This is a genomic window from Streptomyces coeruleorubidus, from assembly GCF_028885415.1.
GTDB classification, from domain to species: domain Bacteria; phylum Actinomycetota; class Actinomycetes; order Streptomycetales; family Streptomycetaceae; genus Streptomyces; species Streptomyces coeruleorubidus_A.
Window position 1 is genome coordinate 8,527,419 of the sequence record NZ_CP118527.1, and the last position, 18,177, is coordinate 8,545,595.

Here is an 18,177-nt window from a genome sequence, read left to right on the forward strand (position 1 = left end):
GATCACAGCAGGTGCTCGCAGCAGGTGCCTCATGCATCACAGCAGGCCGACGGCGGTGTCCACCGCCTCTTCCACGCTGCCCTCGGCCGGGTAGAGCAGCGAGCGCCCGACGACCATGCCCTGCACGGCGGGCAGGCGCAGGGCCTTGCGCCAGCGTTCGTACGCGCCCTCCTGGTCGCCGCCGACCTCGCCGCCGAGCAGGACGACGGGGAGCGTGGAGGTCTCCAGGACCTGGGCCATGTCGTCCGGGTCGTCGGTGACGGGCAGCTTCAGCCAGGTGTAGGCGGAGGTGCCGCCCAGCCCCGAGGAGATCGCGATGGACCGGGTGACGGCCTCGGCGGACAGGTCGTTGCGGACCTTGCCGTCGACCCGCCGGGAGATGAACGGCTCGACGAACAGGGGGAGTTGCCGGGCCGCCATGGCGTCGATCGCCCGCGCGGTGGACTCCAGGGTGGTGAGCGAGCCCGGGTCGTCGTAGTCGATGCGGACCAGGAGCTTGCCCGCGTCGAAGCGGAGCCGGGCGATGTCCTCGGCGCGGTGGCCGGTGAAACGGTCGTCCATCTCGAACGTGGCGCCGGCGAGGCCGCCCCGGTTCATCGAGCCCATGACGACCTTGTTCTCCAGCACCCCGAGCAGGAGCAGGTCCTCCAGGATGTCGGCGGTGGCGAGCACCCCGTCGACCCCGGGCCTCGACAGCGCGACGCAGAGCCGTTCCAGCAGTTCGGCGCGGTTGGCCATGGCCAGGCGCCGGTCACCGACCCCGAGGGCGCCGCGCGCCGGGTGGTCGGCGGCCACGATCATCAGCCGGCCGCTGTCGCCGATCAGCGGGCGGCGCACCCGGCGGGCGGCCGCCTCGGCGACGGCCTCGGGGTTCCGGGCCCGGACCGTGGTGAGGTCGGGGATGCCGATGTTCAATTCAGGCTCCGTTCAGTGGCTCGTGCTCGGCGACGACGCCTGAGTGAGGAGGTCCTCGACCTCGGACTCGGCGGGCATCGCGGAGGAGCAGGCGAGGCGTGAGGCGACGAGGGCACCGGCGGCGTTGGCGTGCCGCATGGTCTTCTCCACGTCCCAGCCGGCGAGCAGGCCGTGGCACAGGGAGCCGCCGAAGGCGTCGCCCGCGCCCAGGCCGTTGACCACCTCGACCGGCACCGGCGGCACCTCGGCCCTGGTGCCGTCGCGGTGCACGGCCAGGACGCCCTTGGGACCCTGCTTGACGACGGCCAGTTCCACGCCCGCCTCCAGCAGCGCGTCGGCGCAGGCCTGCGGCTCGCGCACGCCGGTGGCGATCTCGCACTCGTCGAGGTTGCCGACCGCGACGGTGGCGTGGCGCAGCGCCTCGCGGTAGTACGGGCGGGCCTCCTCGGGGTCGGCCCAGAACATCGGCCGCCAGTCGAGGTCGAAGACGGTGATGCCCGCCTTGTCGCGGGCCTTGAGGGCGGCGAGCGTGGCGGAGCGGCTCGGCTCTTCGCTCAGGCCGGTGCCGGTGATCCAGAAGATCCGGGCCCCGCGGATCGCGAAGAAGTCCAGGTCGTCGGTGTGGATCTCCAGGTCGGGGGCCTTGGGGCGGCGGTAGAAGTACAGCGGGAAGTCGTCCGGCGGGAAGATCTCGCAGAAGGTGATCGGCGTCGGGTACGCGTCGACCGGGGTGACCCAGCGGTCGTCGACGCCGAAGGACCTCAGCTCCTCGTGCAGGTAGGCGCCGAAGGGGTCGTTGCCGGTCCGGGTGATGACCGCCGTGCGTCGTCCGAGGCGCGCCGCGGCGACCGCCACATTGGCCGCCGAACCTCCCAGGAATTTCCCGAACGTCTCCACCTGGGGCAGCGGGACGCCGGTCTGGAGGGGATAGAGGTCGACCCCGATGCGGCCCATCGTGATCAAGTCGAAATACTGGGCTGGCTCGGCCATGCGCGACCTCCTCGGGAAGCTGGGGATGCGGGTCCGGGGCCGCCCTGACACCGTGGGCGTGGATGACCTGGGACCTGCAGCTCTCACAGGTGTAGGTGCCGGAGGAGGGCCGTGTCAATAGTTTGTACTTACATTCGGACCTGCTTGTGAAATGATGTCTTAACAAAGTATTGACAGCAGGCGCGGCAAGGACTTGGATCCCGTGGCATCGCAACAGTCTGTTTGCGGCATCATGATCCGGACTCCGTAGGGCTCCGGGACCACGGATCCTCGTGATCCCCTCCCTTTCCCCAGCAGCAGCACAGTGAGGTGCCAGGAAAGATGGACCGCTCTTCTCACCCCCGCTCCCGCAGGATCGCGCCGGTTGTAGCCGTTGCCGCGGCAGCGGCCCTGACCCTCGCCGGCTGCTCCAGCAGTTCCGGGGGCAAGAAGTCCGAGGAAGGCGCCGCGAACGCCTCCGCCGGCAAGGCGACCACGCCGCGCATGACCGTCGCCCTGGTCACCCACCAGGCACCCGGTGACACCTTCTGGGACACCGTGCGCAAGGGCGCCGAGGCCGCCGCCGCCAAGGACAACATCAAGCTCGTCTACTCCGCCGACCCGAACGCGGGCAACCAGGCCAACCTGGTCCAGAACGCGATCGACCAGAAGGTCGACGGCATCGCCGTCACCCTCGCCAAGCCGGACGCCCTCAAGGGTGTCATCGGCAAGGCGGAGAAGGCCGGCATACCCGTCGTCGGCCTCAACTCCGGCCTGAGCGACTGGAAGAAGCTCAACCTGCTGGAGTTCTTCGGCCAGGACGAGTCCGTCGCGGGCGAGGCCTTCGGCAAGAAGCTGAACGAGGTCGGCGCCAAGAAGGTCCTCTGCGTCATGCAGGAGCAGGGCAACGTCGGCCTGACGCAGCGCTGCGACGGCGTGGCGAAGACCTTCGAGGGCAAGGTCGACCCGCAGAACGTCAACGGCACCGACATGCCCTCCGTGAAGTCGACGATCACCGCCAAGCTGAAGCAGGACCCGTCCATCGACTACGTCGTCACCCTCGGCGCCCCCTTCGCGCTGACCGCGGTGCAGTCGGTCTCCGACGCCGGCAGCAAGGCGAAGGTCGCCACCTTCGACCTCAACAAGGACCTCATCAAGGCCATCAAGAACGACTCCATCCAGTTCGCCGTCGACCAGCAGCCCTACCTCCAGGGCTACCTGGCCGTCGACGGCCTGTGGCTCTACAAGAACAACGGCAACTACAGCGGCGGCGGCGAGCAGCCCGTGCTGACCGGCCCTGCCTTCGTCGACAAGTCCAACGTCGACAAGATCGGGGAGTTCGCCGCGAAGGGCACCCGGTGATGAGCATGACCCAACAGGCTGCGCCGGCGGTGGACACACCGCCGGCCCCCGGCCCCAAGCAGTCCGACGGCCGGACACGGCAGCGCCCGATGGCGCTGCGGCTGCTGGCCCGGCCCGAGGTCGGCGTCTTCCTCGGCGCCGTCGCCGTGCTCGTGTTCTTCCTGTTCGCGGCACCGCCGGTGCGCGACGGCAGCTCGATGGCCAACATCCTGTACCAGTCGTCGACCATCGGGATCATGGCGCTGCCCGTGGCCCTGCTGATGATCGGCGGCGAGTTCGACCTGTCGGCCGGTGTCGCCGTGGTCACCTCGGCGCTCACCGCGTCGATGCTCAGCTACCAGCTGACCATGAACGTCTGGGTCGGCGTGATCGTCGCCCTCCTGGTGTCGCTCGCCATCGGGGCGTTCAACGGCTGGCTGCTGGTCAAGACGGGACTGCCCAGCTTCCTGGTCACCCTCGGCACCTTCCTGATCCTTCAGGGCGTGAACCTCGCCGTGACCAAGCTGGTCACCGGCAACGTCGCCACCGACGACATCAGTGACATGGACGGCTTCTCCCAGGCGCAGAAGCTCTTCGCCTCGACGTTCACCGTCGGCGGGGTCAACGTCAAGATCACCGTCGTGTGGTGGCTGGTCTTCGCGGCCCTGGCCACCTGGGTGCTGCTGCGGACCAAGTACGGCAACTGGATCTTCGCGGTCGGAGGCAACAAGCACTCCGCCCGGGCCGTCGGTGTCCCGGTCACCTTCACCAAGATCTCCCTGTTCATGCTGGTCGGCTTCGGCGCCTGGTTCGTCGGCATGCACCAGCTGTTCTCCTTCAACACCGTGCAGTCCGGCGAGGGCGTGGGCCAGGAGCTCATCTACATCGCCGCGGCCGTCATCGGCGGCTGTCTGCTGACCGGCGGCTACGGCTCCGCGATCGGCCCGGTCTTCGGCGCCTTCATGTTCGGCATGGTGCAGCAGGGCATCGTCTACGCCGGCTGGAACCCGGACTGGTTCAAGGCCTTCCTCGGCGTGATGCTCCTCGGCGCCGTCCTCATCAATCTGTGGGTCCAGCGCACGGCGACCCGGAGGTGACCGCAATGACCAGCAACGAAACCGGCACCCACGGGGCCGTCCTGCAGGACACGCCGCCCGAGAAGGACCGACCCCTCGTCGAACTCCGCGGCGCCGGCAAGTCCTACGGCAACATCCGCGCCCTGCACGGCGTCGACCTGAAGGTCTTCCCCAACCAGGTCACCTGCGTCCTCGGCGACAACGGCGCCGGCAAGTCCACCCTCATCAAGATCATCTCGGGTCTGCACCAGCACACCGAGGGCGAGTTCCTCGTCGACGGCGAACCGGTGCGCTTCTCCACCCCGCGCGAGGCCCTCGACAAGGGCATCGCCACGGTCTACCAGGACCTCGCCGTCGTCCCGCTGATGCCGGTGTGGCGCAACTTCTTCCTCGGCTCCGAGATGACCAAGGGCCCCTGGCCCCTGCGCCGTCTCGACATCGAGAAGATGAAGAAGACCGCGGACGAGGAACTGCGCAACATGGGCATCGTCCTCGACGACATGGAGCAGCCCATCGGCACGCTCTCCGGCGGCCAGCGCCAGTGCGTCGCGATCGCCCGCGCCGTCTACTTCGGTGCCCGCGTCCTCATCCTGGACGAGCCGACCGCCGCCCTCGGCGTCAAGCAGTCCGGTGTGGTGCTGAAGTACATCGCCGCCGCCCGCGAGAAGGGCCTCGGCGTCATCTTCATCACCCACAACCCGCACCACGCCTACATGGTCGGCGACCACTTCAGCGTGCTGCGCCTGGGCACCATGGAACTGTCCGCCTCCCGCAGCGAGGTCAGCCTCGAGGAGCTGACCAACCACATGGCCGGTGGCACCGAACTGGCCTCCCTCAAGCACGAGTTGGCGCAGGTCCGCGGCGTCGACGTCGAGGAGCTCCCCGAGGCGGGAGACCTCACCGCCCCCGTAGCCACGTCCTCGGAAGGAAAGTCCTGACATGGCCCTCGCGCTCGACCGCATCCGGGTCGGCTCCGCCCCCGACTCCTGGGGTGTCTGGTTCCCCGACGACCCCCAGCAGGTGCCCTGGGAACGCTTCCTCGACGAGGTCGCCGAGGCCGGCTACTCGTGGATAGAACTCGGCCCCTACGGCTACCTGCCGACCGACCCGGCCCGGCTCACCGACGAGGTGACCAAGCGGAACCTGAAGGTCTCCGCCGGCACGATCTTCTGCGGCCTGCACCGCGGCCCGTCCGAGTGGGACTCCACCTGGGAGCAGGTCAGCCGGGTCGCCGCCCTCACCCAGGCCATGGATGCCAAGCACCTGGTGGTCATCCCGTCCTTCTGGCGGGACGACAAGACCGCCGAGATCCTGGAGCCCCCGGAGCTCACCACCGAGCAGTGGCGCAACCTCACCACGGGCATGGAGCGCCTCGGCCGTGAGGTGAAGGACAAGTACGGCCTGGACATCGTCGTCCACCCGCACGCCGACACCCACATCGACACCGAGGAGCACGTCGAGCAGTTCCTCGACTCCACCGACTCCGACGCGGTCAACCTCTGCCTGGACACCGGGCACTACGCCTACTGCGGCGGCGACAGCGTCAAGCTGATCGAGACGTACGGCGAGCGCATCGGCTATCTGCACCTCAAGCAGGTCGACCCGGACATCCTCGCCGACGTGGTCAAGAACGAGATGCCGTTCGGCCCCGCCGTAGCGCGCGGAGTGATGTGCGAACCGCCCGCCGGTGTCCCCGAGTTGGGTCCGGTGCTCACGGCCGCCCAGAAGCTGGGCGTGGACCTGTTCGCCATCGTCGAGCAGGACATGTACCCCTGCGAGCCGGACAAGCCGCTGCCGATCGCGGTGCGCACCCGCAAGTTCCTGAGGTCCTGCGGCGCCTGACGACCCGAAAGGACGGCCATGGCTGAGCGCGCCACCCTGGGAGTCGCGGTCATCGGTACCGGAAGGATGGGCGCCGACCACGTGCGCCGCATCCAGGAAGTCATCAGCGGAGCACGGGTGGTCGCCGTCGCGGACGTCGACGCGGAACGCGCGAAGGCCGTCGCCGCCCGCGTCGACGGCTGCACCGCCCACACCGACCCGGCCGCCGCGCTGGCGGCGGCCGACGTCGACGCCGTCCTGATCGCCTCCCCGGGCCCGGCCCACGAGGCCACACTGCTCGCGGCCTTCGAGCGCGATCTGCCCGTGTTGTGCGAGAAGCCGCTCACCCCCGACGCGGCCTCCGCCCTGCGCGTCCTCGAAGCCGAACTGCGCCTCGGCCACCGCCGTGTCCAGGTCGGTTTCATGCGCCGCTACGACCCCGAGTACGCGAAGCTGGAGGCCCTGCTGGCAACGGGGCAGCTGGGCCGTCCGCTGATGCTGCACAACCGCCACCGCAACGTGGCCAGCCCGCCCTTCTTCACCAGCTCCATGCTCATCAGCGACTCCGTCGCCCACGAGGCGGACGTGACCCGCTGGCTGCTGGACCACGAGATCACAGCGGTCACGGTGCTGCGCCCGGCCCCGTCCGCCAACGCCCCCGACGGGCTGCGCGATCCGCAGTTCGTCGTCTTCGAGACCGACGGCGGCGCCCTGAGTGACGTGGAGATCTTCGTCAACTGCGGCTTCGGCTATCAGGTCCAGGCCGAGGTGGTCTGCGAACGCGGCACCGCCCGCATCGGCGACGGCCACGCCCTGGTCACCAACATGGCCGGCCGCTGGGGCGGCACCATCGCCCAGGACTTCACCGAACGCTTCGAGACGGCCTACGACCGTCAGATCCAGACCTGGGTCGACGCCACCCGCCGCGGCGAGGTCACCGGCCCGAGCGTCTGGGACGGCTACGCCGCCGCCGCGGTGTGCGAGGCGGGGGTCCGGGCGCTGGAGGACGGCGGCCGGGTCGAGGTCGAACTGGTCGAGAAACCCGCGCTGTACGCGTGAACGGGCCGAGCGGGCCGGGGGTGTGCCCCGGCCCGCTCGGCGTGTTCTCAGATCCTCGTGAGCGGCCGGGGCTCGAACCCGGCCGCGCGGTAGCAGTCGTCGATGAGCGCCATCGTCGTCACCGCGTCGTCCGCGTCCAGCGGCAGCGCCGCACCGTCTCGCACCCCGGCGGCGAACGCCTCCAGCTGGTACGTGTACGACGAGCGCGTGCCCAGCCGCTCCGTGCGCTCGCCCTGCGGGGTGCGCACCACGATCCGGTCGTCCATCTGGGGCAGCACGAAGTTCGGCGCCGTCGCCTCGCCCCGGGACCCGGTGATCCGGATGCTCATGTCCAGCCCGCCGTACGCCATGTGGCAGCGGGCCGAGCCGGTCGCGCCGCCGGGGAACTCCAGGTCGGCGTCCAGCCACTCGTCGACCCCGGGCGCGCCCGCGCGCTCCCCGCCCCGGGCCCCGGCCAGGCGTGGCGCGCCGCCCGCCCAGGGCGCGAGCATCCGCAGGGCGTGCAGGCTGTAGCAGCCCAGGTCCATCAGGGCGCCGCCGGCCAGCGGCAGCGACCAGCGCGGGTCGGTGTCCGGCGGTGCGGCGATGGCGACCATCGCCTCGACGTGCCGCAGTTCGCCGAGTTCACCGGAGTCCAGCAGCTCGTGCAGGCGGCGGGTGACCGGGTGGAAGAGATAGTGGAAGGCCTCCATGAAGACCGTCCCGGACTTCCCGGCGGCCTCCCGCACCTCCGCCGCCTCCTGCGCGTTGCTCGCCGACGGCTTCTCCGACAGCACGTGCTTGCCCGCCGCGAGGGCGGCCAGGTTCCACGGGCCGTGCAGACCGTTGGCGAGCGGGTTGTAGACGACGTCGACCTCGGGATCGGCCACCAGCTCGGCGTACGAACCCGCCACCCGCTCCACGCCGTGCTCGTCGGCGAACGCCTCGGCTCGGGCGCGGTCGCGGGCGGCCACCGCGACGAGGCGGTGGCCGGTCGCCCGGGCCGGGTCGATCAAGGAGCGTTCGGTGATCCGCGCGGCTCCCAGTACGCCTATGCGCAGGGGTTCCCGGCCCTGTTCGCTCATGCCTGCCGTACCTCCTCGATCGTCACGGGACGGTGCTCGTGCAGCGACAGTGTGCACGCCTCGGCGATCCAGCCCGCCTCCAGGGCGTCCTCGATCGTGCAGGGGGAGGGGCGGGTGCCGGCGACGACCTCGGTGAACGCGGTCAGTTCGGCGCGGTAGGCCTCGGTGAAGCGGTCCATGAAGAAGTCGTGCGGGGTGCCCGCCGGGAAGGTCACGCCCGGCTCGACCGAGCGCAGCGGCAGCTTGTCCTCCAGGCCGACGGCGATGGAGTCCGTGAAGCCGTGGATCTCCATACGGACGTCGTAACCGCGGGCGTTGTGGCGGGAGTTGGAGACCACCGCGATGGTGCCGTCGTCCAGGGTGAGGATCGCGCCGGTGGTGTCGGCGTCACCGGCCTCCTTGATGAAGTCGGCACCGCGGTTGCCGCCCACGGCGTACACCTCGGCCACCTCACGGCCGGTCACCCAGCGGATGATGTCGAAGTCGTGCACCGAGCAGTCGCGGAAGATGCCGCCCGAGGCGGCGATGTACGCGGCGGGCGGCGGCGCCGGGTCGAGCGTGGTCGAGCGGACCGTGTGCAGCGTGCCGAGCTCGCCGCCCCGCACGGCGGCGCGGGCGTTGACGAAACCGGTGTCGAAGCGGCGGTTGTAGCCGATCTGGATCGGCACGTCCTTGCCGCGTACGGCCTTCAGTACCTCGACGCCCTCGCTCATGGTCTTGGCGACGGGCTTCTCGCAGAAGACCGGGATGCCGGCCTCGACCCCGGCCAGGATCAGCGCGGGGTGGGCGTCCGTCGCGGCCGCGACGACGATGCCGTCCACGCCGGCGGCCAGCAGGGCCTCGGGCGAGTCCACGACCTCGGCGCCGAACCGCTCGGCGGCGGCCTTGGCGGCGTCCGCGAACGGGTCGGTGACGACGAGGGACTCGACGGCGTCGAGGCCGGACAGGGTCTCGGCGTGAAAGGCGCCGATGCGGCCGAGGCCGAGGATTCCGATGCGCATGGGGGTGTTGCTCCTAGAGAGGGTGAGGGTTTCTTGTGGGGAGTTCTCAGTCGAGTCCACCGAGGACGTTCTGGTCCCAGTCGATCACTGACCCCGTGACCACCCCGGACCGGTCCGACAGCAGGAAGACCACGAAGTCGGCGATCTCATCCGGCTGGCCCAACTTGCCCATCGGCAGCTTCGCCGCAGCTTCCTCGCGCCAGCCGTCCCCGGCCCCGTGGAAGGCCTTCTGTGTGGCGTCCTCGCCTTCCGTCGCCGTCCAGCCGATGTTCAGGCCGTTGATCCGCACCCGGTCCCACCGATGCGCGTGCGCGGCGTTGCGGGTCAGCCCGATCAGGCCGGCCTTCGCGGCGACGTACGGCGCCAGAAAGGGCTGACCTCCGTGCGCCGACGACGTGATGATGTTGACGACCGTGCCGGGCGCCTGCCGCGCGACCATGTCCGCGACCGCCGCCTGCATGGCGAAGAACGGCCCCTTGAGGTTGATCGCGATGTGCTGGTCGAACAGCTCGGGCGTGGTGTCCAGCAGTGTCCCCCGGGAGGTCAGCCCGGCGGAGTTCACGAGGCAGTCGATACGGCCGTACGCCTCCACGACCCGGGCCGCGGAGGCCTTCGCCTGCCCGGCGTCCGACAGGTCGGCCCGCACGTACAGGGCCTTGCCGCCCGCGGCGGTCAGCTCCGCCACCAGGGCCTCGCCGGGTTCGGGGCGCCGCCCGGTGACGGCCACGACCGCCCCCTCGCGGACCGCGGCCCGCGCGATGGCGGCGCCGACACCCTGACTGCCGCCGTTGACCAGGACGACCTTGTCGTCGAGAAGTCCCACGATTTTCCTCAGCTCTCTCGCCGTTCGGTACCGGCCCGCAGCTCCGCACGGAGCGCCTCCGGCGTCCACTCCTCCTGCAGGGCCCGCCGCACGAGATCCGCCTGCGAGGGCGGGGCCAGGCCGTCGACCGGCGGGTCGCTGTCGAGGTTGGTCGGGAAGGGGTAACCCTCGGCGCTCGCCGCGATGACGTTGGCCAGCCACGCGTCGCTCGCGCCCTCGGCCTTACGCTTCAGCAGCACGGGGTACACCGCGTTCGCCACGGCCTCCCGGTCCACCGTCTCCATCGCGCGCCCGAACGCGGACGACACCTGCAACAGGTTGGCCATGCGCCGGATGTCCGCCGAACGGTTGGTGCCGGCGGCGTGGAAGAGGGCCGGGTTGAAGAAGACCGCGTCGCCCTTCGCGAGCGGCAGCTGCACCTGGTGGGCCTCGAAGTACGCCCGGAACTCCGGGCGCCGCCAGGCGAGATAGCCCGGCTCGTACTTCTGCGAGTGCGGCAGGTACATCGTCGGCCCGGACTCCACCGGCATGTCGCAGTGGGCGACCGCGCCCTGGAGGGTCAGCACGGGGGAGAGGCGGTGCACGTGCCCGGGGTAGGCGGCGGCGACCTCGTCGGAGAGGAAGCCCAGGTGGTAGTCGCGGTGCGCGGTCTGGGCGGCGCCGCCCGGGTTGACCACGTTGAGCTGCGAGGTGACCTGGTAGCCGGGGCCCAGCCAGGCCGTCGCCACGAGGGCGAGGACGTCGTTGGCGTAGTAGTCGGCGAACGCCTCCGCGTCGTACAGGGCCGCCTTCTCCAGCGCGTTCCACACCCGGTCGTTGGCGCCCGGCTTCGCGAAGTGGTCACCGGCCGTCGCGCCCGAGGCGCGCTGCTCGGCGATCAGGGCGTCGAACACGGCGGTGGCCCGGTCCACGACGTCCGGGTCGGGAAAGGCACCGCGGAAGACGACGATGCCGGGCCCCTCGGCGAGCGCGCGCACCAGCTCGGCCTGGACCACCCGGTCGCCCTCGAGCAGGCCGGCGTCGTAGACCGGCACGTTCCGCTCCACGGCCGAGGCGTGCGGATAGTCGGCGGGGTCCGTCGCCCGCTCGACCAGCGCGCGGAACGCGTCGAGGTCGCAGTCCTGCTCGGACAGCCAGACGCGGGGGTGTACGGAAGTGAAGGACATCGTCGTCCCTTCGGGGTCATGGAGCGACGGAGCCCTGTCATTCTTGTCAGTACAAAACCCTCGAACAACCAGCAGGCAGCCATCAAAAACCCCTCAAGGAGCCGGCGCATGGGTCACCCCTTCCCGATCCGGGAGATCGCACGTCAGGCGGGCCTGAGCGAGGCGACCGTCGACCGGGTCCTCAACGGCCGGGGCGGGGTCCGGGAGAGCACGGCGCAGGAGGTGCGCCGGGCGATAGCCGACCTGGACCGGCAGCGCACCCAGGTCCGGCTCGTCGGCCGGACGTTCATGGTCGACATCGTGATGCAGGCGCCCGAGCGCTTCACCACCGCCATCCGTGCCGCCCTGGAGGCCGAGCTGCCGTCCCTGCACCCTGCGGTGCTGCGCTCCCGCTTCCACTTCCGCGAGACCGGTCCGGTCGGGGAACTGGTGCGGATCCTGGACCGGATCGCCCGGCGCGGCTCGCAGGGCGTGATCCTCAAGGCCCCGGACGTCCCCGAGATCACCGCCGCCGTCGGCCGCCTCGAAGCCGCCGGAATCCCCGTCGTGACGCTGGTGACCGACCTGCCCGCCAGCGCCCGCCTCGCCTACGTCGGTATCGACGACCGGGCGGCGGGCGCGACGGCCGCGTATCTGATGGGCCAGTGGCTGGGGGAGCGCCCGGGCAACATCCTCACCAGCCTCAGCAGCGGCTTCTTCCGCAACGAGGAGGAGCGCGAGATGGGCTTCCGCAGCGCCATGCGCGCCCGGCACCCCGAGCGCACGCTGGTCGAGATCGCCGAGGGGCAGGGGCTGGACGCCACCCAGTACGACCTCGTGCGGGCCGCGCTGGAACGCGACCCGGACATCCGCGCGGTGTACTCGATCGGCGGCGGCAACATCGCCACGCTGCAGGCCTTCGACGACCTCGGCCGCGAGTGCGCCGTGTTCGTCGCGCACGACCTCGACCACGACAACACCCGGCTGCTGCGCGCGCACCGCCTGTCCGCCGTGCTCCACCACGACCTGCGCCAGGACGTGCGCGAGGCCTGCCACACGGTCATGCGGGCACACGGCGCGCTGCCGCCGGCCGGGCCGTCGCTGCCGTCGGCGATCCAGGTGGTGACGCCGTACAACCTGCCGCCGCAGGCGACGGCCGTGTGAGCCGGGGCGGTGTCGCGGGCGGGACCCCGGCGTGTATCCGGAGCGCAGTGCGTCACGGGCCCCTACCGTCGTCCTCATGTGGACCTCGCGCCCGGACGGCGGGCCGGACCGGTTGCTGACGCTCGCCGACGGCGTGTTCGCCATCGCCATCACGCTGCTGGTCCTGGACCTCTACGTCCCGCGCGGCCTGGACGTAGACGGGTACCACGAAGCCCTGCACCGGCTGCTCCCGGACCTCGGGGCCTACGCGCTCAGCGTCGCGGTGCTCGGCAGTTTCTGGCGCGACCACCGCAGGATCTTCCGTGACGTACGGGAGGTCGACGGACACGTGATCATCCTGTCCCTCACCGGCTTGGGTGTCGCGGCCCTGGTGCCTTTCCCGACCAGGCTGCTCGCGGAGTACGGCGACGTGCCCGTGTCGGTCGCCGTCTACGCGGCGGCGGTCGCCGCGCTCGGCGCCTGCCATCTGGCACTGGCCGCCGTCCTGGCGAAACGCCCGTGGCTCCGCGACGGCACCCCCTCCGATACCGGCAGCACGCCCTACCTCCTCGAGAGCGCCACGCTGGTCGTGGTGTTCGCCGTGTCCGTCCCGCTGGCCCTGGTGGCCGGGACCCCGGCCATGTGGCTGTGGCTCGTCCTCGTCCCGGTGAGGTTCGTCCTGGGCCGCCGCCTCCAGAAGGCCGGCTGAACGTCAGGCACCCACGGTCACGTCCGCCCAGGTGCCGCTCGACGCCGACCGCGCCATCGCGTCCAGCGCGGCCGCACTGTGCACGGCGTCCGCGAGCGTCGCCCCGTGCGCAGTGCCCTCGGCGACCGACCGGAGGAAGCGGTACGCCTCGATGACCTTCAGGTCGTCGTACCCCATGGCGTTCGCCGCGCCCGGCTGGAACGCGGCGAACTCGCCGTGGCCCGGGCCGACGTACACCGTCGTCACGGCCTGGTCCTGGTAGCTCGCGCCGCGGCTGATGCCCAGCTCGTTCATGCGGCGGAAGTCCCAGAACACCGCGCCCTTGGTGCCGTGCACCTCGAAGCCGTAGTTGTTCTGCTCGCCGACCGAGACCCGGCAGGCCTCCAGCACACCGCGCGCCCCGGAGGCGAAGCGCAGCAGGCAGCTGACGTAGTCCTCGTTCTCGACCGGGCCGAGTTCGCCGCCCGAGGCGCGGCTGTGGCCCGCCGTCGCCCCGGTGGGACGGGCCCGCTCCGGCAGGAAGATCGCCGTGTCGGCCGTCAGGGACGTGATGTCGCCCAGCAGGTGACGGGCCAGGTCCGCGCCGTGCGAGGCCAGGTCGCCCAGCACGCCGCTGCCTCCCCGCTCCCGCTCGTACCGCCATGTCAGCGCGCCCTCGGGATGGGCCGCGTAGTCGCTGAACAGCCGGATGCGGACATGCGTGACCGTGCCGATCTCCCCCGAGGCGATCAGCTCGCGGGCGGCCTCGACGGCAGGCGCGTTGCGGTAGTTGAAGCCGACGGTGCCCTGCACCCCCGCCTCGGCCACCGCGTCCGCCACCGCACGGGCGTCCTCGGCGGTCAGACCCACCGGCTTCTCGATCCAGATGTGCTTGCCCGCCTCGGCCATGGCGACGCCGATCTCGCGGTGCAGGAAGTTCGGCGCGGTGATGCTGACGGCCTTCACCCGGGGATCGGCGGCCACGTCACGCCAGTCACGGGTCGTCGAGGCGAATCCGAACCGCGCGGCGGCCTCCTCGGCCCGGCCCGGCACCTCCTCGGCGACCGCGACCAGCTCCGGAACGAGGGGCAGCTGCGGATAGTGGTGCCGCACACGCGCGTACGCCTGGGTGTGCACCCGCCCCATCCAGCCGAAACCGACGACGGCGACGCCGAGCGTGTCCACCATGAGAGCCCCTCTTTGGACCGTTCCAGAACCTGTCCAGCCCACCCTGGGTGCGGTTTCCCAAGGCTGTCAACCCTTTGACAAGGCGTCCACCCCCATGGAACGGTCCATCCCATGAGACCGCCGACGATCCGCGACGTTGCCGAACGGGCCGGCGTCTCCAAGTCGCTGGTCTCCCTGGTGCTGCGCGGCTCCGACCAGGTGCGCCCCGAGAAGCGGGAGGCCGTGCTGCGCGCCGCCCAGGAGCTCGGCTACCGGCCCAACGCCGCCGCGCGCAGTCTCTCCGAGCAGCGCACCCGTACGGTCGGCGTCCTGCTGAACGACCTGCGCAACCCCTGGTTCGTCGACCTCCTCGACGGGCTGAACTCCCTCCTGCACGCAGGCGGCCTGCACATGCTGCTCGCCGACGCCCGCCTCAACCGCCGCACCGGCCAGGACCCGGCCGATCCGCTCCTGGACCTCCGCGTCGACGGCCTGGTCGTGGTCGGGACCCTGCCCGGCCCGGCGGCCCTCGGCGCGGTCGCCGAGCGGATGCCGGTCGTCCTGGCGGGCGCCCGTGAGCCCGTGCCGCCCGGGGTGGACCAGGTCGCCGGCGACGACGAACAGGGCGCCCGGCTGGTCACCGAGCACCTCATCGGCCTCGGCCACCGCCGCATCGCGCACCTCGCGGGCTACGGAGCCGTCGGCGAACTGCGCCGCCGCAGCTTCGAGGCGACGATGCGGGCGCACGGCCTGGCGGACCGGGCCGTCGTCGAAGCCGTCGACATGACAGAGGAGGGCGGCTACCGCGCCACCGTCCGCCTCCTCAGCCGGTCCGACCGCCCCACCGCGGTCTTCGCCGTCAACGACATCACCTGCGTCGGCGCCCTCTCCGCGGCGGAGGAACTGGGCCTGCGCGTCCCGCACGACGTGTCCGTCGTCGGCTACGACAACACGAGCATCTCCCGGCTGCGCCACCTGTGGCTCACCACCGTCGACAACGCCGGCCACGAGGTCGGCCGCCGCGCCGCCCGCTTCCTCCTCGACCGCTTCGAGCGGCCCGGGGGAGAGGGGCGGGTCCATCTGGCGGCGCCGACGCTGGAGATCCGGGGGACGACGGGCCGGCCGTCGTAGAGCCCCGCTGCGCGGCATGCCGACTCACGCCCGTCCGAGCACCGGAGAGAAGGCCGAACAGCACGCGCTCGCGCAGCTGCGGCAGGCGATCGCGCAGGGCGAGACGGCGCCGGCGCAGCGGCTGGTGGAGAACGAGCTCGCCGAGCAGTTCGGTGTGACGAGGGCCGGCATCCGGGCGGCGCTGATCGATCCGGAGGCCCGGGGCCTGGTCGAGCGGATCCGCAACCGCGGTTCGCCGGTGCGGGTGCGGGTGGTGACCGTGGAGGAAGCGGTCGCCATCACCGAGTACCGCATGGTGCTGGAAGGGCTGTGCGCGGCGGAGGCGGCCGTGGCGGCGAGCGACGAGCGGCTGGCCGAACCGACCGCCCTCGGCAGGCCGATGACCAAGGCCGTGGCCGACGCGCGAGGCGGGCGGGCGGCGCCATCGCCCTGGCCGTCTCCCGCGCATCTCGGCGCTCTGGTTCGCGCTGACCTCGGGCGGCGTCTTCCTCAACAGCGCCCAGCCATGATCCGCGCGACCGTCTCCATCGGCCTTGCCGCCGTACGCAGTTCGCGCCGGGTGGGCGCTCCTCGGCGCCCGCTGAGCGGTGGAGCGGACCGGGGTGTCCGTCTCGGCCTCTATGCCCTGGTCGGGTGCAAAGGGGGAGCGACGGGTGGATGAGGCGCGGGACCGGCGCGTCCGGCGAGCCGAAGCGACGGGAGGCGCCGTCACGGGGCTCCTCGCCCTCGCGTCCTGCGCCGGGCACGCGACCAAGGCGGAACTGCCCTGGTGGGCCGCCCTCGCCGTCGCCGTGTCGACGGCCGGCCTCGCCGGCTGGACCGGGGCACATCTCGGCCGCCGGCGCGGGGGACGCGGCGAGGCCGTTCTGGAGCCCGGCGAAAGGCCCCTCGGGGCGTACGCGATCCTCCCGCCGCAGCCACCGGTCACACACCGCTCGACTCCCACGAGGGTCCCGTGTGCGGATGCGGTAGGGTTGACCTGCGCGATCACGCGGGTTCGACCGCGCGAGCCGCATCGGGACGTGGCGCAGCTTGGTAGCGCACTTGACTGGGGGTCAAGGGGTCGCAGGTTCAAATCCTGTCGTCCCGACTCGTAAGAGTCACAGGTCAGAGGTCGTATCGGAGGAATCCGACACGGCCTCTTGACCGTTGGTCGTGCCGACGTAGGTGCTACGACAAGACCGAGCCGTCCACCTTGCTGGGCGCCACGTCGCTGCCGTTCTCATCGGTCGGCAAGGTGATCCCACCGCAGCGCCCTGCATTCCAGAAATCGGCGTAGCGGCCGCCGCGGCGCAGCAACTCGTCGTGGGCGCCCTTCTCCACGATCCGGCCGCCGTCCAGAAAGACGACGTGATCGGCGCGTTGGACGGTTCGCATCCGGTGCGCGACCATCACCACCGTCCGGCCGGCCATCAGGCGCTCGATGCCCTCGTGGACGGCTGCCTCGTTCACCGGGTCCAGTGCGGAGGTCACCTCGTCCAGCAGCACGATGGGCGCGTTCTTCCCAGCGGCCGGCTCCGGCACGCCGGGGAAGCGCAGTGGGTCCACGTCGACCAGGAGCAGGGGCGCGCCGGTGTCCAGCCCGACGAGCTGGTGTGCCGCCCGCCACCGTGGTCGACCACGCATGGCGTGGTCGAGGACGTCACCCACCCCCCGATGAGGTGACGTCCTCGACCGCTCCCCCGGCGCCGGACTGTGGCTCAGATGTCCGCGCGGCGGATCCGTGCCGTCACCAGCACATCACCGCCGTCTCGCCGGAACCCCAGGCGGAGTACAGGCGTACGCGGACGAAGTAGCGGCGGCCCTTGACGAGCCGGGCGCTGATCGTGGCGTTGTGCGGAGCTCCACCGTCGTCCTGCCCGGCGAGGTAGCGGGGTTCCCCGTCCCGCTCCTCGAAGACCACGACGACGGCGTCGCTGTCGCCGAAGGTGCCCAGCGTGTACGTGCGGGTCTGAGGCGGGTCGACGACGAAGTCGGCCTGTTCGCCCGGCCCGAGACCGAGCGGTGCCGAGCGGAACGGCACCAGCGCGGGCGGGCCCCCCGGATGCGCAGGCGGATACCAGCGGAGCGCGAACTCCTTGTCGGCGGCGGACAGGGTGCCGGGCGGGTTGAGACCCGCACGGTACTGCTCCGGCTCCAGGACCAGGCCCGACGAGAACGGATACTCCATGATCGACTGTGGGTCCCAGACGGAGCCGTTGACCTCGTCCGGGTCGAGCTTGCGCAGGATGTTGTAGTGCGTCCGCTCCCGGCTCCAGTGGTTGGGCGGACCCGCCAGTTCGGCGTACACGGCCTCGTCGTCCCAGTGGATGCCGGCGAACGGGCTCTGGTGCTCGTGCAGCATGCCGAGCGCGTGCCCGATCTCGTGCAGGGCCGTCCCGCGCTCCCCGGGCGCGGTCAGGTCCCAGCCGAAGTTCATGGTGCGCTCGTGCCGGCCGGCCAGCAGCGCGTCCCGGCCCACCGCCGACCAGGAGCCGGCGCCGAGCTGGAACCCGATGCGCAGTTCGGCCTCCGAGCGGTCGTCGACCTCGGCGAAGGTGATGCCGATGCCGAGGTCCTGCCATTCTTGGAAGCACTCGCGCACGACGTCCCGCTGCTCCTTGGCACCGGCCCACGACACGCGCCGCGTCATCCCCGTCCCCGGCACGGGGATGACGGACGCGTCGGTGTCACGGTCGAAGAAGCAGTAGTGCAGGACCGTGCCGTTGACCCACCTCCGCCGCCCGCTCGCGAGCGCGCTCAGCCGCTCGGCCGCCAGCCCCGGTGCGAAGGCGGGCGCCGGCGCCTGTGCCAGCGAGCAGTAGCGTGCGGTCATGGCCACAGCCTGCCCCGCG

The 18,177-nt window shown here is 71.4% G+C and carries 17 protein-coding genes, 1 tRNA gene and 1 pseudogene; 10 read left to right on the forward strand and 9 right to left on the reverse strand.

The features are described 5' to 3' along the window. Positions 1-36: 36 nt before the first annotated feature. Both PV963_RS39325 and iolC read right to left on the reverse strand, forming a co-directional pair. Entirely contained in the window at positions 37-915 is an 879-nt protein-coding gene (locus PV963_RS39325) for a Cgl0159 family (beta/alpha)8-fold protein (protein ID WP_274821215.1), read from the reverse strand. Between the two features lie 12 nt (positions 916-927). Further along, on the reverse strand, positions 928-1,905 hold the full coding sequence (gene iolC / locus PV963_RS39330) for a 5-dehydro-2-deoxygluconokinase (RefSeq protein WP_274821216.1): 978 nt from the start codon (positions 1,903-1,905) through the stop codon (positions 928-930). 321 nt (positions 1,906-2,226) lie between these two features. Between iolC and PV963_RS39335 the strand changes: the two genes are divergently transcribed. Genes PV963_RS39335 through PV963_RS39355 form a run of 5 tightly spaced genes read left to right on the forward strand, consistent with a single transcriptional unit; the run spans position 2,227 to position 7,181 of the window. Then, on the forward strand, positions 2,227-3,246 hold the full coding sequence (locus PV963_RS39335) for a sugar ABC transporter substrate-binding protein (RefSeq protein WP_274821217.1): 1,020 nt from the start codon (positions 2,227-2,229) through the stop codon (positions 3,244-3,246). Then, positions 3,246-4,322: an ABC transporter permease gene (locus PV963_RS39340; protein WP_274821218.1), complete on the forward strand. Its 1,077-nt coding sequence runs from the start codon at positions 3,246-3,248 to the stop codon at positions 4,320-4,322. The genes PV963_RS39335 and PV963_RS39340 overlap by 1 nt, the downstream gene beginning before the upstream one ends. 5 nt (positions 4,323-4,327) lie before the next feature. Continuing rightward, a complete protein-coding gene (locus PV963_RS39345; RefSeq protein ID WP_274821219.1) occupies positions 4,328-5,239 on the forward strand; it encodes an ATP-binding cassette domain-containing protein in 912 nt (303 codons plus the stop codon). A gap of 1 nt (position 5,240) precedes the next feature. Beyond that, a complete protein-coding gene (locus PV963_RS39350; protein ID WP_274821220.1) occupies positions 5,241-6,143 on the forward strand; it encodes a sugar phosphate isomerase/epimerase family protein in 903 nt (300 codons plus the stop codon). An 18-nt stretch (positions 6,144-6,161) separates the two neighbouring features. Beyond that, positions 6,162-7,181, forward strand: a complete 1,020-nt coding sequence (locus PV963_RS39355; RefSeq protein WP_274821221.1) for a Gfo/Idh/MocA family protein — start codon at positions 6,162-6,164, stop codon at positions 7,179-7,181. 47 nt (positions 7,182-7,228) lie between these two features. On the opposite strand, the gene PV963_RS39360 is transcribed toward PV963_RS39355, so the two are convergent. From PV963_RS39360 to PV963_RS39375, 4 genes are read right to left on the reverse strand one after another with little or no spacing between them, the layout of a single operon-like run. Then, positions 7,229-8,245, reverse strand: a complete 1,017-nt coding sequence (locus tag PV963_RS39360) for a Gfo/Idh/MocA family protein (protein ID WP_274821222.1) — start codon at positions 8,243-8,245, stop codon at positions 7,229-7,231. Next, complete coding sequence (locus tag PV963_RS39365) at positions 8,242-9,246, reverse strand: Gfo/Idh/MocA family protein (protein ID WP_274821223.1); 1,005 nt, start codon at positions 9,244-9,246, stop codon at positions 8,242-8,244. Before PV963_RS39365 ends, PV963_RS39360 begins: the two co-directional genes overlap by 4 nt. A 46-nt stretch (positions 9,247-9,292) precedes the next feature. Further along, entirely contained in the window at positions 9,293-10,069 is a 777-nt protein-coding gene (locus PV963_RS39370) for an SDR family oxidoreductase (protein ID WP_274821224.1), read from the reverse strand. A gap of 8 nt (positions 10,070-10,077) precedes the next feature. Continuing rightward, positions 10,078-11,235 carry a phytanoyl-CoA dioxygenase family protein gene (locus PV963_RS39375; protein ID WP_274821225.1) on the reverse strand — a complete coding sequence of 386 codons (1,158 nt, stop codon included), beginning with the start codon at positions 11,233-11,235 and terminating at the stop codon, positions 10,078-10,080. Between the two features lie 108 nt (positions 11,236-11,343). Between PV963_RS39375 and PV963_RS39380 the strand changes: the two genes are divergently transcribed. Beyond that, positions 11,344-12,378 (forward strand): LacI family DNA-binding transcriptional regulator, encoded by a 1,035-nt coding sequence (locus PV963_RS39380; RefSeq protein WP_274821226.1) that lies wholly within the window; start codon positions 11,344-11,346, stop codon positions 12,376-12,378. Positions 12,379-12,454: 76 nt separating this feature from the next. Further along, the gene (locus PV963_RS39385; RefSeq protein ID WP_274821227.1) at positions 12,455-13,066 is read left to right on the forward strand and encodes a TMEM175 family protein; all 612 of its coding nucleotides are present in this window, start codon (positions 12,455-12,457) and stop codon (positions 13,064-13,066) included. Positions 13,067-13,069: 3 nt separating this feature from the next. On the opposite strand, the gene PV963_RS39390 is transcribed toward PV963_RS39385, so the two are convergent. Then, the gene (locus PV963_RS39390) at positions 13,070-14,233 is read right to left on the reverse strand and encodes a Gfo/Idh/MocA family protein (protein ID WP_274821228.1); all 1,164 of its coding nucleotides are present in this window, start codon (positions 14,231-14,233) and stop codon (positions 13,070-13,072) included. Positions 14,234-14,344: 111 nt separating this feature from the next. On the opposite strand from PV963_RS39390, the gene PV963_RS39395 reads away from it, so the two are divergent. The 3 genes from PV963_RS39395 to PV963_RS39405 all read left to right on the forward strand — a co-directional run bounded on the left by PV963_RS39395 (position 14,345) and on the right by PV963_RS39405 (position 16,433). Next, positions 14,345-15,343, forward strand: a complete 999-nt coding sequence (locus PV963_RS39395; protein WP_274821229.1) for a LacI family DNA-binding transcriptional regulator — start codon at positions 14,345-14,347, stop codon at positions 15,341-15,343. 16 nt (positions 15,344-15,359) lie between these two features. After that, positions 15,360-16,004, forward strand: coding sequence for a GntR family transcriptional regulator (locus PV963_RS39400; protein WP_274821230.1), 645 nt, complete (start codon positions 15,360-15,362; stop codon positions 16,002-16,004). 355 nt (positions 16,005-16,359) lie between these two features. Next, positions 16,360-16,433: transfer RNA gene (locus tag PV963_RS39405), tRNA-Pro, on the forward strand. Between the two features lie 80 nt (positions 16,434-16,513). Here PV963_RS39405 and PV963_RS39410 read toward each other — a convergent pair. After that, positions 16,514-16,846: pseudogene (locus PV963_RS39410) on the reverse strand (ABC transporter ATP-binding protein); the annotation flags it as partial. A gap of 226 nt (positions 16,847-17,072) precedes the next feature. After that, positions 17,073-18,158, reverse strand: coding sequence for a M12 family metallopeptidase (locus tag PV963_RS39415; RefSeq protein WP_274821231.1), 1,086 nt, complete (start codon positions 18,156-18,158; stop codon positions 17,073-17,075). Positions 18,159-18,177 lie beyond the last annotated feature (19 nt).

What these genes read in the sequence shown, in the direction of transcription:
- PV963_RS39365 (WP_274821223.1), bottom strand. Translation starts at nt 9,246, where the DNA reads ATGCGCATCGGAATCCTCGGCCTCGGCCGCATCGGCGCCTTTCACGCC.
- iolC (WP_274821216.1), bottom strand. Translation starts at nt 1,905, where the DNA reads ATGGCCGAGCCAGCCCAGTATTTCGACTTGATCACGATGGGCCGCATC.
- PV963_RS39380 (WP_274821226.1), top strand. Translation starts at nt 11,344, where the DNA reads ATGGGTCACCCCTTCCCGATCCGGGAGATCGCACGTCAGGCGGGCCTG.
- PV963_RS39335 (WP_274821217.1), top strand. Translation starts at nt 2,227, where the DNA reads ATGGACCGCTCTTCTCACCCCCGCTCCCGCAGGATCGCGCCGGTTGTA.
- PV963_RS39375 (WP_274821225.1), bottom strand. Translation starts at nt 11,235, where the DNA reads ATGTCCTTCACTTCCGTACACCCCCGCGTCTGGCTGTCCGAGCAGGAC.
- PV963_RS39355 (WP_274821221.1), top strand. Translation starts at nt 6,162, where the DNA reads ATGGCTGAGCGCGCCACCCTGGGAGTCGCGGTCATCGGTACCGGAAGG.
- PV963_RS39385 (WP_274821227.1), top strand. Translation starts at nt 12,455, where the DNA reads ATGTGGACCTCGCGCCCGGACGGCGGGCCGGACCGGTTGCTGACGCTC.
- PV963_RS39415 (WP_274821231.1), bottom strand. Translation starts at nt 18,158, where the DNA reads ATGACCGCACGCTACTGCTCGCTGGCACAGGCGCCGGCGCCCGCCTTC.
- PV963_RS39400 (WP_274821230.1), top strand. Translation starts at nt 15,360, where the DNA reads ATGCCGACTCACGCCCGTCCGAGCACCGGAGAGAAGGCCGAACAGCAC.
- PV963_RS39340 (WP_274821218.1), top strand. Translation starts at nt 3,246, where the DNA reads ATGAGCATGACCCAACAGGCTGCGCCGGCGGTGGACACACCGCCGGCC.
- PV963_RS39350 (WP_274821220.1), top strand. Translation starts at nt 5,241, where the DNA reads ATGGCCCTCGCGCTCGACCGCATCCGGGTCGGCTCCGCCCCCGACTCC.
- PV963_RS39360 (WP_274821222.1), bottom strand. Translation starts at nt 8,245, where the DNA reads ATGAGCGAACAGGGCCGGGAACCCCTGCGCATAGGCGTACTGGGAGCC.
- PV963_RS39390 (WP_274821228.1), bottom strand. Translation starts at nt 14,233, where the DNA reads ATGGTGGACACGCTCGGCGTCGCCGTCGTCGGTTTCGGCTGGATGGGG.
- PV963_RS39395 (WP_274821229.1), top strand. Translation starts at nt 14,345, where the DNA reads ATGAGACCGCCGACGATCCGCGACGTTGCCGAACGGGCCGGCGTCTCC.
- PV963_RS39345 (WP_274821219.1), top strand. Translation starts at nt 4,328, where the DNA reads ATGACCAGCAACGAAACCGGCACCCACGGGGCCGTCCTGCAGGACACG.